This is a genomic window from Bifidobacterium saimiriisciurei (assembly GCF_010667655.1).
Lineage (GTDB): Bacteria > Actinomycetota > Actinomycetes > Actinomycetales > Bifidobacteriaceae > Galliscardovia > Galliscardovia saimiriisciurei.
Genome location: NZ_WHZU01000001.1, coordinates 21,694 through 38,132 on the forward strand (window position 1 = coordinate 21,694; position 16,439 = coordinate 38,132).

9 protein-coding genes are annotated in these 16,439 nt (G+C 63.4%); 6 read left to right on the forward strand and 3 right to left on the reverse strand.

Annotated elements, in window-relative coordinates:
- Nucleotides 1-213: 213 nt before the first annotated feature.
- The 3 genes from GFD18_RS00100 to GFD18_RS00110 all read left to right on the forward strand — a co-directional run bounded on the left by GFD18_RS00100 (nucleotide 214) and on the right by GFD18_RS00110 (nucleotide 2,798).
- Nucleotides 214-993: an SDR family oxidoreductase gene (locus GFD18_RS00100; protein WP_163200110.1), complete on the forward strand. Its 780-nt coding sequence runs from the start codon at nucleotides 214-216 to the stop codon at nucleotides 991-993.
- A gap of 65 nt (nucleotides 994-1,058) precedes the next feature.
- On the forward strand, nucleotides 1,059-1,388 hold the full coding sequence (locus GFD18_RS00105; RefSeq protein ID WP_163200109.1) for a hypothetical protein: 330 nt from the start codon (nucleotides 1,059-1,061) through the stop codon (nucleotides 1,386-1,388).
- Between the two features lie 396 nt (nucleotides 1,389-1,784).
- A complete protein-coding gene (locus tag GFD18_RS00110; RefSeq protein WP_163200108.1) occupies nucleotides 1,785-2,798 on the forward strand; it encodes a LacI family DNA-binding transcriptional regulator in 1,014 nt (337 codons plus the stop codon).
- A gap of 96 nt (nucleotides 2,799-2,894) precedes the next feature.
- Here GFD18_RS00110 and GFD18_RS00115 read toward each other — a convergent pair whose 3' ends face one another.
- On the reverse strand, nucleotides 2,895-6,104 hold the full coding sequence (locus tag GFD18_RS00115) for a glycoside hydrolase family 2 TIM barrel-domain containing protein (RefSeq protein ID WP_163200107.1): 3,210 nt from the start codon (nucleotides 6,102-6,104) through the stop codon (nucleotides 2,895-2,897).
- Nucleotides 6,105-6,509: 405 nt separating this feature from the next.
- Here GFD18_RS00115 and GFD18_RS00120 point away from each other — a divergent pair, with 405 nt between their 5' ends.
- From GFD18_RS00120 to GFD18_RS00130, 3 genes are all read left to right on the forward strand, one after another.
- Nucleotides 6,510-8,030: a glycoside-pentoside-hexuronide (GPH):cation symporter gene (locus GFD18_RS00120; RefSeq protein ID WP_163200106.1), complete on the forward strand. Its 1,521-nt coding sequence runs from the start codon at nucleotides 6,510-6,512 to the stop codon at nucleotides 8,028-8,030.
- Between the two features lie 879 nt (nucleotides 8,031-8,909).
- Nucleotides 8,910-9,938 carry a pyridoxal-phosphate dependent enzyme gene (locus tag GFD18_RS00125; RefSeq protein ID WP_163200105.1) on the forward strand — a complete coding sequence of 343 codons (1,029 nt, stop codon included), beginning with the start codon at nucleotides 8,910-8,912 and terminating at the stop codon, nucleotides 9,936-9,938.
- A gap of 234 nt (nucleotides 9,939-10,172) precedes the next feature.
- Nucleotides 10,173-11,342: a cystathionine gamma-synthase gene (locus GFD18_RS00130; protein ID WP_163200104.1), complete on the forward strand. Its 1,170-nt coding sequence runs from the start codon at nucleotides 10,173-10,175 to the stop codon at nucleotides 11,340-11,342.
- A 181-nt stretch (nucleotides 11,343-11,523) separates the two neighbouring features.
- On the opposite strand, the gene GFD18_RS00135 is transcribed toward GFD18_RS00130, so the two are convergent.
- Complete coding sequence (locus GFD18_RS00135; RefSeq protein WP_163200103.1) at nucleotides 11,524-13,764, reverse strand: YhgE/Pip domain-containing protein; 2,241 nt, start codon at nucleotides 13,762-13,764, stop codon at nucleotides 11,524-11,526.
- A gap of 4 nt (nucleotides 13,765-13,768) precedes the next feature.
- On the reverse strand, nucleotides 13,769-16,387 hold the full coding sequence (locus GFD18_RS00140; protein WP_163200102.1) for a YhgE/Pip domain-containing protein: 2,619 nt from the start codon (nucleotides 16,385-16,387) through the stop codon (nucleotides 13,769-13,771).
- Nucleotides 16,388-16,439 lie beyond the last annotated feature (52 nt).

The window sequence follows — 16,439 nt, forward strand, 5'->3', positions numbered from 1 at the left end:
CCGCGTCATTCCTGCGATGCGCGACTGCATGTGACCGTGAACAACTTTCCCGCAAACGCTGGCAACCGATGACGCCTTCCAACCGCAACGATATACAGTGATGATTACCTTCCGGCAGAGGCGCTTTCGGAGGGGAAAGTAACATTATTCGGTTTCGTTTATCGGTATTCACAATGATGGTGGCGGATTCGGAATCGGTGAAAGGACGGAAACATGGGCGTTTATGTCATCACAGGCGCGTCAAGCGGCATCGGTGCCAAGACCGCGGAGATTCTGAGGAAGCACGGCCATGAGGTCGTCAACATCGATTTGAAGGACGGCGACATCAGCGCGAACCTCGCCACCAAGGAAGGCCGCCAGTTCGCGCTCAACGCGCTGCACGAGCAGTACCCCGACGGCATCGACGGCATGATCTGCAACGCCGGCGTCGCCGGAGGCCGTGCGCCGATTCCGCTGATCGTATCCCTGAACTACTTCGGCGCCACCGTGATGGCCGAAGGCGTGTTCGACCTGCTGAAGAAGAAGCACGGCAGCTGCACCGTGACCTCCTCCAACTCCATCGCACACGGCGACGCCCGCATGGACGTCGTCGGTATGCTCAACAACAACCCCGACGAGGCGCGCATCGTCAACCTGGTCAAGGACTACGACCCCGCCGGCGGCCACGCCTTCTACGCGGCCACCAAGTACGCGCTCGCCCGCTGGGCCCGTCGCATGAGCGCCCAGTGGGGCGCCTCCGGCGTGCGCCTCAACGCGGTGGCCCCCGGCAACGTGCGCACCGCCATGACCGACAATCTCCTGCCCGAGCAGCGCGTGGCCATGGAGGCCATCCAGGTTCCCACCCACTACGGCGACGAACCGCTCATGGACCCGGAGGAGGTCGCCAACGTGATCGCCTTCGTCGCATCCCCCGAGGCGCGCGGCCTCAACGGCGTGGTGCTCTTCGCCGACGGCGGCACCGACGCCCTGCTGCATTCCGAGAAGGTCTACTAAAGACCGGTCCCGCGCGTTCGCGCATTACGATTCGCTAAGCTTTCCAGACAGGAGCACACACCGTTATGATTATCGACGATTACATCAAGGCGCTGCAGAACAAGGACTACGAGGCGCTTTCCGCCTGCTTCGCCGAACGCAGCCGCATGTTCGACTACTGCCCGTCGCTGGTGGGGCGCGAGAACACGTTCCTCTTTGGCGACAAGGCCATCGACATGTACTTCCACAACCAGTTCGTCATCGGCGGATTCTCCGTGGAGGACCCCCATGTGGTGAACAGCCGCACCGTCAACTTCTACGCCAACTACGCCGGCACCATCATCCACGCGCTGGCGCAGATCGAGAACGTGGACGACGCCGGCAAGATCCAGGAGCTCGTCATCCGCCCCGCATAGCACTCCGAGGGCCGATATGCGTTTCGTGACACACTCAAGGCCGTTCGGCCGGGAGGCTTCGCCTCCCAAGCTTACGGTTGCGAAACGCATATCGGCCCTTTCTCGTTAGGGTGTGCAATTGCAAGACGCACTCCATCCTCCGGTTTTCGTTTAAGGGTTGCATTCCCGTTCGTTGTGGAAACTACAACGGATGGGAATCAGGTGACCATTACGGTTCCTGTTCGTCGCGCCTCATCGAACGAATGGGAACCGAACGTTGGGCGGGATTCCTGTTTGTCGTGAAGTATTTGACGGACGGGAACCGGGTGGTCGTTACGGTTCCTGTTCGTTCATGATTCCGTGCGTTATACTCGTTTAGTAAATTGTTTACTAAACGATATGCATTGGAGCTGCGGCATGGTCACCATCAAGGAAATCGCCAGGAAGGCGGGATACTCCCAGGCCACGGTCTCGCGTCTGCTCAACGGCGACCCGACGCTGTCCATCAAGGAGGAGACGCGACGCCGCATCATCCAGGTGAGCGAGGAACTCGGCTATGCCACGCAATCCAAGCGCATCGCGTTGCCCCGCGAAGTGGCCGTGCTCGACGTCATCGACCCCGGCGACCACTTGCAGGACGCCTACTTCAACGAGCTGCGTGAGGTGCTGCGGTCCAGCGCCGAACGGCACCATATGAACGTGACGTTCATCACCGATGTGGAGCGGCTCATCGCCGAGGGCGGGCATTATGACGGGTTCATCGCCATAGGCGCCGAGGTCGTCGACAACGGCGCCCTGCGCCGTCTGCACGACGTGCTGCCCTATGGCGTGTTCATCGACACGAACCCCGCGCCCAATCTGTTCGACTCCGTCCGGCCGGATCTTTCCCAGACGATTCTTGACGCCTTGGACGAATGCGTCGCCGCCGGCATGACTCGTATCGGCTATATCGGCGGAACCGGCCGCATCATGGGCATGCATGAATATCCCGAGGACCTGCGGTTGCTGGCGTTCCGTAATTGGGCGACACGTTTGGGCCTCGACACCGAGGGACTCGTCTACATCGACGGGCCGTTCAATGTGTCGAGCGGGCAGCGGCTCGGCGAACGCATCGTCGAGGAGCGCCATGGAGCCATGCCCGACGTGTTCATCGTGGCGGCGGACGTCATCGCCGTCGGCGTGCTGCAGGCGTTCAACGCGGCCGGCGTGCTGGTGCCGCGTGACGTGAGCCTCATCAGCATCAACAACCAGCCGATTTCTCAATACACGTCACCGGCATTGAGCACCTACGCCATCGACCAGGGCGAACTTGTGCGCGCCGCCATTGATACGCTCGCCGACGCCATCGCCAGCAAACGCACGGTACGGCATCATATGCTGCTCTCCACCACGCTCGTCGAACGCGGCAGCTTCATACGCGGCGGAAAGTGAGGGTGTTCGGCTCCCCTTGTCGAGGGGAGCCGTCTGCGTAGTCGGCTGAGGAGAGGCTGGCTACGGGGTCGTGCTCAGCCCCCCTCGGATCGCCTGCTACAGCAGCTCGATGGCCACGTCGAGCGTGAGCGGCTTGGCGGCGTCGAGCTGGAACCGGTCGTGCACGGGCGCGCCCCACGAGTCGTCACCGCCGACGCCCATCTGGGCGGCGAGCAGACGTAGGAACGTGTGGCGCGGCGCGGGCAGCTCGTCCTGATGACGCGCCTCCTCGAGCATCAGCGTGGAGTAGGGGAGCAGGCTGGCGCAGAACGTGTCGGAGCCCGACCGGCTCACCTTCATGCCGTGGCCGTACTCATCGGTGACCTCCAACCAACGCACGTCCTCATGGTTGCCGGTCTCCTGCGGCACCAGATACGGCGCCGCGGAATCGGGCGCCGTGGTCTCATAGACGCCCAGCTTGCCGCCGATCTTGCGGTCGAGATACGTCTCGTCCGGTCCAAGGCCGTAGAACCGCAGGTTCGTGTACTGTGCGGGCAGCATCCACTCCAGGCCGAACGCCGGCAGGGTCGGCGCATCCACGCCGCCGGGGTAGGAGGCGGTCAGATGCACGCGGCCGTTGGCGTCCGCCTCGTAGCGCACGGTCACGCGGGTGCGGTTCGGCTCCGCCAGCTCGTATGCGTATTCGGCGGCGATGCCATGCTCCGAGGTCTCGAACCTCGTATCGGCCACACGGGCGTAACGCCCCGCGCCGAACCACTGCGCCCGGTCGAATCCGCTGCCATTGCCACGGTCGTTGTCGGTCAACGGGCGGAACGTGACGATATCCGGTCGACGGATGACCATTTCGCGGCCGCCCCGACGCAACGACACCATGCCGCCCTGCGTGCGAGAAAGCAGCACCTCGAAGTCGGCGCCCCCTGCCGCGCCGGTGCCGGTGCCGTGAATGCCGAGATTCCAGCGGCCGTCGACGACCACGGCCTTGCCGCCGGCCTTCGTTGCGCCCGCGTCCGCGATGCCATCGCCGCCAGTCGTGCCGTCTGACGCCACTGCCGCCGTATGCTGGCCGAACGTCAGCTCATAGCCGGCGTCCGCCCATGGGGTCGCATGGCGCAGTCGCTGGTCGACCTCATACGTCACCTCCACGCTTCCGCCGGCCGCGTTCGCATATTCCGCAGCGTCGGGAAACGCGACGTCGAATCGGCGGGTTTCGCCGGCCGGCACGACGAAATCGTAATCCGCACTCCAGCGCTCGACGCCGTCCACCAGCAGGCGGGCCGTGAACACGGAATCGGAAGTGTCGATAAACAGGTTCCCGTTCGTGATCGTCACGCCCGAATCATCCGGCACAATCTTCACGTTCGCATACAGCTGCCTGACCTCCTGCGCCTTGGGAGAGACGGTGCGGTCGGCGAACACGATGCCGTCGCCGGAGAACTCGTAGTCGTGCGGCCGGTCATCCCAATCGCCGCCGTAGGTGAGACGCTCCGTTCCGTCGCCGAGCCGCTGCCACAGGGCCTGGTCGATATAATCCCAGATGAATCCGCCCTGATAATGCGGATAACGCTCCAAATCCGTGTACAGCTGCATGCCGCCGACGGAATTGCCCATCGCATGCATGTATTCGCAGGAGATATACGGCTTCTTCGGGTCGTTCGCAAGATATTCCTCGATTTCGGCCGGCTTGGCATACATGCGGCTTTCGATGTCGGAGGCCGCATCGAATTCACGGTTCCAATACACGCCCTCGTAATGCACCGGTCGCACGCCGTCGAGTTCATGCACCAGGTCGTGCATGGCCTGGAACACCTCGCCGGCATACGATTCGTTGCCCAGCGACCAGATGACCACGCTCGGATGGTTGAAGTCACGGCGGATCATCGAGTTCACGCGATCGAGGCAGGCTCCTTCCCATTCCGGCTTGCTGCCCGGAACATTGGTCTCGGGCGTCACCTGATCGCCGGGGGCTGACCAGGTGCCATGCGTCTCGATGTTCGTCTCGTCGATGAGATAGATGCCGTATTCGTCGCACAGCTCGTACCAGCGGCTCTGATTCGGATAGTGCGATGTGCGCACGGCGTTGAGATTATGCCGCTTGAGGAAGCGGACGTCCCATAGCATGTCCTCCTCGGTGACGGCGCGGCCACGGCGGGCGTCGAACTCGTGACGGTCCACGCCCTTGAACACGATGCGTTTGCCATTGAGCTTCATGAGGCCGTCTTCGATGGCGAACCGGCGGAATCCGATGCGGGTCCGCGACACTTCGATGATGTCGTCGACCGTATCGTTCAACGGACCGTTGAGCGTGAGGGAAAGCGTATACAACCTCGGATCCTCGGCGCTCCACGGGGCGACCTTGCCCACGCCGTCCCTGATGTGCAGTGTGCCGTCGATGATGTCCGCGGCGGTGAACTCCTGCCTCCGGATGACGGTGCCGTTGCCGTCGAAGATTTCGGCGAGGCCGTCCCCGACCGCTGCGGCGTTGGCGATCCGCGCGGCGACGTCGATCGAGCCCGTCCCGGTCGTGTGGTCGTAGTCGGCGACGGCACGCAGGTCCATGACGTGGGCCTCGGGCCATGCGGTGAGCTCAACGCTGCGGAACAGGCCGTGCAGACGCCAATAGTCCTGATCCTCCAGCCAGCTGGCGCTCGCGTATTCGTAGCAGGCCACCGCCAGCACGTTGCGGCCTTCTCGGATCATGTCGGAGACGTCGAACTCGCTGGGGGTGAAGGAGTCCTCGGCGTAGCCGACGAACGTGCCGTTCAGCCATACGTAGATTGCGGTCTGCGCGCCCTGGAACGTAAGCGTCACCGTGCGGTGCCCGCGGATCGCCGCGGCGGTCTCGGGACCTGTCATGAATTCGCGACGATACAGCGCCACATGGTTATGTTCCGGCACGGCAGGCGCTGTCGGGTTCTCGTGGCCGTCCCACGGGTACTGGATGTTCACGTACTTCGGCGGCAGATATCCGGCCGTCTCCAGATGTCCCGGCACGGCGATGGCGCCGAAGGCCTCGTCATTGAAGTCGACGGCGGCGAAGGCGGGGGAGTCGGCAACGTCGAACCGCTCCGTCGCGGCGTCGATGACGTTCACGTGCCATTCGCCGTCAAGGCTCTGCTTCAGAGTCATCGACTCGTTCGGCAGCGGCGCGTGGTCGAAGAAACGATGGTCGGAGTGGGCGGGCATGCGATTGACCGCAAACACCTGCGGATCGGTGAGCCAGTCGGCCGACGCCTCCGCGGCCTTGCCGATGACGATATGTTGCTGTAATTCGGTGCCGGACTTGGTGGTGGATTCCGTGGTGCTCATGATTTCGCCTTCCTGATGCTCATCGCGTCATTGCCAATGATAATCGCATTAAGTAATGCAATAGGTAAGAGTTAGTAAAACTCTTTACTAAAACCATAGCGTAGATTTCATGATGCTGCAACTGCGGTGCGGGTGTATTGAAGCTTGCGGCGGCTTGGAGATTGATGCTTTGGTGGTGGCGACGTTGTATGTGTGTTGAAATTCTTCGTATTTGACGCGTTGGAATCGCTGATTTCGATTGTTTCCGACACGCCGTTATTTACTGAAATAAGTAATGAATTTTACTTTTTATCAGTAATGAAATACACTTCATGACTGTCGGGTCAACGAATGACCTCCTCGTCACCTTTCCCCACAACAACCAGCATGACGTCATCGCCATGGCCTCCAACGAAAAGAGCAATCATGGAACAGGCAACGCAATCCCAAACGGCCCAATCCAAGTCGACGCAACCCGATTCGCCGCAACCCAAGACCCGAAACATCGGCCGACGCATCTGCTACGCGGTCGGCAACCTCGGTCAGGCCGCGTTCTACAACGCCCTGAGCACCTACTTCGTCGTCTACGTGACCAGCACCATGTTCGCCGGCGTCGACAAGGCGCTCGCCGCCAAGCTCATCGGCATCATCACCGGTCTCATCGTCATCATCCGCATCGCCGAGATCTTCCTCGACCCGCTGCTCGGCAACCTCATCGACAACACCACCACACGGTTCGGCCGCTTCCGCCCATGGCAGGTCATCGGCGGCTGCGTCTCCGCGCTGCTGCTCGCCCTCGTCTACACCGGCCTGTTCGACCTCGTCAACGTGAGCGAGACGTGGTTCATCGTGCTGTTCGTCGTCGTGTTCGTGGTCCTCGACGTGCTTTACTCGCTGCGTGACATCTCCTACTGGGGCATGATCCCCGCCCTGTCCGAGGATTCACACGAGCGCAGCGTCTACGCCGCGCTCGGTTCGTTCACCGGTTCCATCGGCTACAACGGCATCACCGTCGTCGTCATCCCCATCGTCACCTACTTCAGCTACGTGTTCACCGGCTCCCACGCCGAAAGCCAGGCCGGCTGGACCGCCTTCGGCGTCATCGTGGCCCTGCTCGGCATCATCACCGCGCTCACCGTGGCGTTCGGCACCAAGGAGAACGAAAGCGCGCTGCGTTCCAAGGCCCAGAAGAACGGCAGCCCGCTGCAGGCATTCGCCGCGCTCGCCAGGAACGACCAGCTGCTGTGGGTGGCGCTGAGCTACCTGCTGTACGCCATCGCCAACGTGGCCACCACCGGCGTGCTGCTCTACCTGTTCAAATTCGTGCTCGGCCAGCCGGCCGCATTCTCCATCGCCGGCGTCATCCCCATCATCACCGGACTCGTCGCCGCGCCGCTCTACCCGGTCCTCAACCGCTACATTCCGCGCCGCTACCTGTATCTTGCAGGCATGGTGTTCATGATCGCCGGCTACGTCATGTTCATCATCGGCGCACAGAGCCTCACGATGGTCATCATCGCGCTCGTGCTGTTCTACATCCCCGGCACGTTCATCCAGATGACCGCCATCCTCTCGCTCACCGACTCCATCGAATACGGCCAGCTCAAGACAGGCCGCCGCAACGAGGCCGTGACCCTCTCCGTGCGCCCGATGCTCGACAAGATCGCCGGTGCGTTCTCCAACGGCATCGTCGGATTCATCGCCGTGGCCGCCGGCATGGTCGGCACCGCCACCGCGGCCGACATGACCGCCGCCAACATCCGCACCTTCAAGATGTTCGCCTTCTATACGCCGCTCGCGCTCATCGTCGCCAGCCTGCTCGTCTTCATGTTCACCGTGAAGATTGACGAAAAAATGCACGCGCGGATCGTCGAGGAACTCGAAGCCAAGCTCGCCAGCGGCGAGATCGCGGAGGACGACGCCTCGCCGATGAACGACGCCGCATAATCCACCAAAACGCATCGCCGTCCATGAATCCCGCCGATGTTGATGGACGACGATGCAAAACCCACGAAACTGTGTCGTCGTCCACGGGAATCCCGTCGTTTCCGATGGACGACGCCGCAAAACCACGAAAATGCATCGTCGTCCATCATGATTCGGAATTCGATTCCCTGAAAACCGCATGATTCCAACGATGATGATTTCCGATTCATGAATTTCCGATGGACGGCGGTGTATTTTCCCGAAAAATCGCCGTCGTCCATGAAAAACCATCCGATTCTCATGGACGATGCCGCATTTTCGTCGATATGCGCCGCCGTCCATCGACGTGCCGACGACTATCGGTCATGTGTGGTGCAAGTCCCACGCAAAAGACGGCGAAGACAGCGGACGAACCGCGCCGGCGGGGTTGAAACGTGATGTTTCGACACGCCGGCGCGATTGCGTGTGCTACTGTTTGAGCCATGACGTTCATTTCCTGTTGTTGTCGCTAGCCGCCGCCCCGAGGCACGAGGCATCCGCGCATTGGTCGCGCGAATCGTGCGGGCGCTGGTCAGTGACGCATAACTGGAAATAGGACGATTCTTCTTCCTGGAATCCCAAACGAAAATCCTCACGGTCCTGTCATATCCGATTGACGAAAGTTTCCCGTGAAACGGCGAAAACCATACGGATTCGGCAATCTCGAACAGGCTAGCGGATTTATCTATAACGACACCACGGGATTCACGGGAAATCTCAACCGAACGGAAACCGGCATCCGGTATCGTCTCATTCCAGTACCGCATTGCACCAGCGCCGAAGGGGCGGCGGCTGGCCACGAACGCAACGCAACGAACGCAAGCAGTACTTGGAACCCAGCACTTCGAAGGGATATGAGACATGACCATCGCCAACTCCATCACCGAACTCGTCGGTAACACCCCGCTCGTCAAGCTCAACCGCGTGACCGAAGGCATCGACGCCACCATCGCGGTCAAGGTGGAATACATGAACCCCGGCGGCTCATCCAAGGACCGCATAGCCGCGCGCATCATCGACGCGGCCGAGAAATCCGGCCAGCTCAAGCCCGGCGGCACCATCGTCGAGCCCACCAGCGGCAACACCGGCGTCGGCCTCGCGCTCGTCGCCCAGCAGCGCGGCTACCACGCGATTTTCACCCTGCCCGACAAGGTCTCCGAAGACAAGCGCGCAGTGCTGCGTGCCTACGGCGCCGAAGTCATCGTCACGCCCACCGACGCCGGCCCCGGCGACCCAAGGTCGTATTACGACGTCTCCGACCGTCTCGCCCGCGAGATCCCCGGCGCGTTCAAGCCCAACCAGTACGACAACCCCAACGGACCCTTGAGCCACTACTACACCACCGGTCCCGAGATCTGGGAGCAGACCGACCATACGGTCACGCACTACGTGGCCGGCATCGGCACCGGCGGCACCATCTCCGGCGCCGGCAAGTACCTCAAGGAGGTCTCCGACGGCGCCGTGACCGTGGTCGGCTCCGACCCGGAAGGCTCCATCTACTCGGCCTCCAGCCCCGACGAGGTCCACCAGTACAAGATCGAAGGCGTGGGCGAGGACTTCTATCCCAAGGCATACGACCCGAGCGTCGTCGACGAGGTCGTGCAGGTCAACGACGCCGAGGCATTCGAGATGACCCGCCGCCTCGCCGCCGAAGAGGGGCTGCTCGTCGGCGGTTCCTCCGGTATGGCGGTCGTCTCCGCAATCAAGTACGCCAAGGAGCACAAGCTCGGCAAGGACGCGGTCGTCGTGGTGCTGCTGCCCGACTCGGGACGCAGCTACCTCGGCAAGATCTTCAATGACCAGTGGATGATCGACAACGGCTTCGAGGACGTCGTCAGGCGCACCTCCCGTCCCAGCTCCATTCCCGCGACCTCTCCCTCCCAGGACTGACGGTGAAGGAGATTGTATCCCTCGCGCAGGGAGGACGATGTCTGTTCCGCGACCGTAAGCTAACGAAGGTGTCTGCTAGGCTCCGCCAAGCAGACACCGGAGTGGCGGCCGAACGGCCTTGAGTGTGTCGCGGAATGGACATCGTCCGACCGGCACACCTGGCTGACATCACGCAAACCGTAAACAGCAAAATAGATAACCAACCACAACTACAGATATAAAGGAAACATCCCCATGACCATTGACTTCACCGCCACCCAGCTCGCCACCCGCGCCATCCACGCCGGCCAGGAGCCCGACGCCACCACCGGCGCCGTCGTCCCGCCGCTGTACCTGACGTCCACCTACAAGCAGGACGGCGTCGGCAACCTGCGTAAGGGCTACGACTACACGCGTTCCGGCAACCCGACCCGCGACTCGTTCGACACCCAGCTCGCCGCCATCGAGGGCGGCAGGTACGCGCTCGCGTTCTCCTCGGGCCTTGCCGCCATCGACGTGCTGCTGCGCTCCACCCTGAAGCCCGGCGACCGCATCCTGCTCGGCGACGACGTGTACGGCGGCACCTACCGACTGCTGAGCAAGGTGTTCGTGCCGTGGGGCGTCGGCCTCGACGTGGTCGACATCTCGAACGTCGACGCCGTCAAGGAGGCGCTTGCCGCCAACGACTACGCCTACATCTGGGTGGAGACCCCGTCGAACCCGATGCTGCGCATCACCGACGTGGAGGCCGTCTCCGCGCTCGCCCACGAGCACGGCACCAAGGTGGTCGTCGACAACACGTTCGCCTCGCCGGTGCTCCAGCACCCGCTCGAACTCGGCGCCGATCATGTGGTCTACTCCACCACGAAGTACATCGGCGGCCACTCCGACGTGGTCGGCGGCGCCATCGTCACCAACGACGAGGAGACGCGCGACGCCGTGGCCTTCCTGCAGAACTCCGCCGGCGCCGTGCCCGCCCCGTTCGACTCCTGGCTGCAGACCCGAGGCCTCAAGACCCTCGAGCTGCGCGTGAAGCGCCACAGCGCCAACGCGCTCGCCGTGGCCGAGCACCTCGCCGGCCTGCCCGAGGTGGAGAAGGTGCTGTACCCGGGCCTCGAATCGCATCCGGGCCACGACATCGCCGTCCGTCAGATGCACGGCGGCTTCGGCGGCGTGGTCTCCGTGCAGCTCGCCGGCGGTCGTGACGCGGCGCTGAAGTTCGCCGAATCCACCGAGATCTTCACGCTGGCCGAATCGCTCGGCGGCGTGGAATCGCTCATCGAGCACCCGGCCGCCATGACCCACGCCTCCGTGGCCGGCACCACGCTGCAGGTGCCCGACAACCTCATCCGCCTCTCCGTGGGCATCGAGAACGTCGACGACCTGATCGCCGACCTCGACCAGGCCCTCGAACGCGCGAAGTAAGGTCTTGTGGATTCACTCTTTTCAGGGGATGGGAAAGAGTGAATCCGCAGGTGTCCAAAAGCGCACATGCTCAGCCGTTTTGCAGGTTGAGCATGTGCGCTTTGGCGTTTTGCGAACAACGATCCGTTCGCTCTTCGCGGGGTTTGGAAAAGAGTGAACGGGGAGCCCGCTATCCCAGCCGCTATCCCAGCACCTTGGTGCGCCGCAGATTGGCCTCCGATTTGGCGGTGAGCCGCATGAGCGGGCGGCGCAGCACCAGACCAAGCAGCAGCATCGGCAGTATGAACACCGCCAGACGGCCCATGGCAATCCAGTAGTCGTTCCGGTAGACACCGAAGACGGCGGCGCGGAACATGTCGATGGCGTGCGTGGCCGGCAGGAACGGATGCACCGCCTGGAAGAAGTCCGGCAGCACCGCGACCGGGAACGAGCCGCCGGCGCCGGTGATCTGCATCACCATGACGAGCACGCACAACGCCTTGCCGGGCGCGCCGAACGCGGCCGCCATCGTGTAGACGATGAATGCGAACGTCAGCGACGTCGCCCAGCCTCCCAGCATGAACAGCCACGGATCGTCGCACTGCACGCGCAGATACACGAGCTCGCCCAGACACATGACCGTGCTCTGCAGCAGCGCCAGAATCGCATAGATGCCGAAGCGGCCGAGGAACATCTCACCGGGCGTCGGCCGTTCCAGCGCGGCCTTGCGCTCTCCCGACACCTGCACGAGTATGGCCAGCGACAGCAGCAGCGCGCCCATCCACAGTCCCAGCGTCGTATACATCGGCGCCATGGACGAACCGAAGTTGTCGGCCTTGTAGACCGCGTTGCGGTTGAGCCCGACCGGCGAGACCAGCGACGTGGCCAGGGCCTCGGGGTCGTCGCCCAGTATCTTGCGCACGGTCTTCAGGTCGCCGCTGTTCAGCGCCTTGGCGATTTTGCCGTGCAGGTCGCTGAGCCTGTTCGCCGAGGCGCGCAGGGATTTCGCCGTGGCGGCGATGTCGGTATGCGCGCCGGCCATGCTCGCGGCGATGGAATCCGCCGATCCGGAAAGCTCCGACGACATGGTCTCCAGCCGTGAGGTCGCCTCGACCGTCTCCGTGTACGCGTCCGACGCGGCCGACGACATGGCGGCGAGCTTCGTCTTGAGCCCCTTGTCGAAGTCGTCGCTCACCTGCGCCATGGTCTTGCGTGCCTCCTCGGCCTTGGTCTTGGCCTCCTCCCGCTTCCGGTCGCCGTCGGTCAGCCCTTTGTCGATGCCGTCGGCCGCGGAGTTCAGCGAATCGCGCACGGCGGTCTGCTTGGCGATCGCCTCGTCCATATCGCCGAGCAGCGACTGCTGCAGCCGCGTGCCCTCGTCGGTGGTCGGGGTCAGCGCCGCGAGCTTGCCGCGAAGGTCCTGATATGCGGTGACCTGGTCGCCGATCTTCGTGGCCACGGCGCGCAGCTGCTTGGCCGAGTCGGCGCCCTGCGTGCCCACGGCGTCGAACACCTTGTCGAGGCTCGCCTCGGCGGCCTGATAGCTGTTCGCGCTGGCGTCGAGCGCATCGCCGACCGTATCGGCCGAGGAATCCAGGGTGGCGGCGACCGTGGCCACACCCTGCTTCGCCTGGTCGGTGGCCTTGCGCGCGTCCGCCGCGCTGCCGCCCGCCTTGCCCACAAGCCCCGCCGAAGTGGCGACCAGCGTCTGCGCCGAATCCAGCACGTCGCCGTACTGGTCGAGGTTGTCGGCGGCGAGGTCGAATTGCTTGGAGGTACGGTCGATGTTCGCGTTGAGATTGCCGATGAGCGTCTGCGCCGAATCGCTGTCCAGGGACTCCGCGAGCTGTGAGGCGATGGTCAGGCCCGCACTGGAGATGGTCGTGTTGAACGTGTCGTTCACCTGCGCCGTGACCGCGTCGGCGCCCTGTCCGGTCACCTTCGGGGCGAGCGGGTTCTTCTTCTCGTTCGTGTAGTAGGCGATCTTCGCCTGCCGGGTGTCGGCGGAGAACAGCGTCATCATGTCACGGCTGAACGTTTTGGGAATCACCACGGCGGCATAGTATTCGCCGGATTCGGTGCCGTCGACGGCGTCCCGCTCATCGGTGAACACCCAGTCGAGCTGGTCGTTGGCGCGCAGCGCCGAGACGACGTTCTCGCCCACGTTCACCTTCACCGGCACGAGGTCGCTGCGGTAGCCGGCATCGTTGTTCGCCACGGCGACCTTGAGCTCGCCCGTGCTGCCGAACGGATCCCAATTGGCCGCCACATTGAACCACGCGAACAGCGATGGCATGGCCACCAGGCCGATGACCAGGGTCACGGCCGTGACGTTCGACGTGATCCGCCGCACGTCGCCTGCGACGATGCGGCCGACGTTCCTGAACTTCCGTGCGATCGTCGTCGTGATCGCCGTCATGACCGGTGTCTTTCGTGCAGTCATGGCGTCACGCCTCCTTTCGTGCTGTACCGGCAGCCGCCGAATGCTTCGGCGTCCTGCCTCCGCGCTCGCCGGCGTCCAATATGCTCAGCGGATTCAACGGTTTCTTGTGCAGACGCTGTTCGCGGTAGACGTTGCGCAGCTCATCGCCGTCCATGTTCCCCAATCGAATCTGTCGTTGGATGCCGTCGTAGATGAATTCGATGCCGATGAGGAACGTGATGATGGCCACGATCCAGATGACCCAGGCCATCAGGATGCCTATCTTCTCGCCGGTGGTCAGCGAGAACGCCGTCAGCCCTATAGGCAGGATGATGCCGGCGACCAGCGCCCCGCGCTTGAGCCGCGGATACCATCGTTCGAACATCGCCGCCCGTCGCATGATGCCCGCGTGGAACTCCTCGGAATCGCTCAGCGCGCGCAGCATCTGGTCGAGCCGGTACCGGTTCCTCATGGCCACCGGCTTCTCCGCGGCCAGCAGGTCCGTGGCCGCGAACCGCCGGGAGACCATCGTGTTGAGATTGTTGAGATACGGGCGCAACGTCATGCCGACCACGAACGCCACGGCCGCGAACAGCGTCAGCGTCGTGAGATACCGCCAGTAGTGGTCGCCGTAGAACCCGCCGATCGTCTCGCGCAACGCGTTGTTGCCGTGGGTGATCGGCAGGAACGGGTAGATGCGCTGGAACTCCTTCGGCATCATCTCTATCGGATACATGCCCGACGAGCCCGGCACCTGCAGCACGGTCAGCAGCACGGTGAGGCCTCGGCCCACATGGGCGAACGATATGCACATCGCGTAGATGATGGAGACGTACACCACGCCGATGAACATCGTCGTCAGATACAGCGCCGGCACATTCGCCGACTGCACGCCGATGACGAGATTGCCGGTGGTCGTGATGAGCGCCTGCACGCAGGACAATACGGCCAGCAGCAGCCAGCGTCCCAGATACTTCTGGCTCGAGGTCAGTCCGGGGATGCCTTCGTCGTCGACCTCGAGATGCACCATCATCGCCAGCGTGAACGCGCCGATCCACAACGCCAGATTCGTGAACATCGGAGCCACGGCCGAACCATAGGAGTTCAGCGCATACACGGTATGGGTCTCCAGTGCGGTGGGGGAGGCCACGAACGAGGCCACCTCGTCGGACGAGGCGCCGAGCGCCGACCGAAGCCTGTCGAACGTGCCGGCGCTGGACGCGGCGTTCATGTCGGAGCCGATGTCGTTCAACGTGGTGCGGGTCGCGGCCAGGGACTGCTTCGAGCCCTTGAGAGCCTTCGACGTCTTGGCGAGCGTGGTGCTGAGCTGATTGAGCGCCGTATCCGCCTCGTCCACGGCCGGCCCGACCTTGGCGAGCGTTCCCGAAAGCGTGGTCGCGCTCGCGGAGAACGAGCCGAGCGCGCTGTTGAGACCGGAGGTCGTGGTGCCGCCGAGCGTCGACTGGGTGTTCTGCAGTGCGGCGATGGTGTTCTGATTGGCCGCGTCGATGTCGTTGGCGGCGCCGGCGATGGCGGTGGCGCTGTCGCCGACGTTCGTGCCGGCCGTGCGCAGGGCGTCCAGGGCCTTCCGGCTTTCCTGATTGCGCTGCTCCAGCTGGGTGATGAGCGCCTTGCCGGAGTCCGTGCCGGCGAACTCCGAATCCTTCAGCGCGTCGACGATGGCGGCGTTCGCATCCACCGCATCCTGCGCGGAGTCCACCGCGGAATCGGCCCGTTCCTTGGCGCCGAGCACGCTGCCGGACGCCTTGCCGATGAACGAGTTCGCATTCTGCGATCCTGTGGACAGCGCCGCCGAGGCGCTTGCCGATTTCACCGCCAGCCCGGAGCTGAGCGAGGTCAGCCCGTTCTGTGCGTCGCTCAGCGACGCGATGCCCGAGTCCAGCGTGTTCTGTGCCTTCGCGGCCTTGCCGGAGATGCCGTTCAATGCCTTCCGTGCCTCGGCGACCTTCGCGGACCCGTCGTCCACGGCGGCGATGAGCGAATCAAGCTTGGTCTCGGCGTCGTCGATGCCGTCCAGCGCCTTGTTCACGCCGTTCGACGTCTCGCGGTGCGCCGCATCGGCATGGGCCGAGGTCGTGTTCGCGGCCTTGGCCATGGCTTCGGCCGCCGTTTTACTCACCGTGGAGAGGAACTGGCTGTTGATCTGTCGTTCCAATGTGCCGGCGCCGGTGTCGGTGATGCGCGGCGTGATGGGGCTGGTCTTCTCGTTGGCGTAGTAGTCGATCTTCGGCTGATGAAAGTCGCCGGTGGCGATGGTCATGAGGTCGGCCGAGAAATCCCTAGGGATGATGATGGCCGCGTAGCTTCTGCCGGCGCGTACCTCGTCAAGCGCCTGCTCGCGCTCCATGAACGTCCAGTCGAGCTGATGATTGTCGTGCAGCGACGTCTCCACCTGGTCGCCGATGTTCAGCTCGCCCATGGTCTCGTCCTTCGCGCCCCTGTCCTCGTTGACCACGGCCACGCGCAGCGCTCCGGTGTTGTCGTACGGGTTCCAGAACGCGGCGACGTTGAACCAGGAGTACAACGCGGGAATCGTGCAGATGCCCAGCACCGTGATCACGGCCATGGGCACGGCGAGTATGCGGCGGATGTCGCGCGCGAATACCTGGAATACGTGTTTCATTGTCCCTCGGTGAATCTCGTTGATGTCCTGCGGCTTGCGCGACGTATGGTCG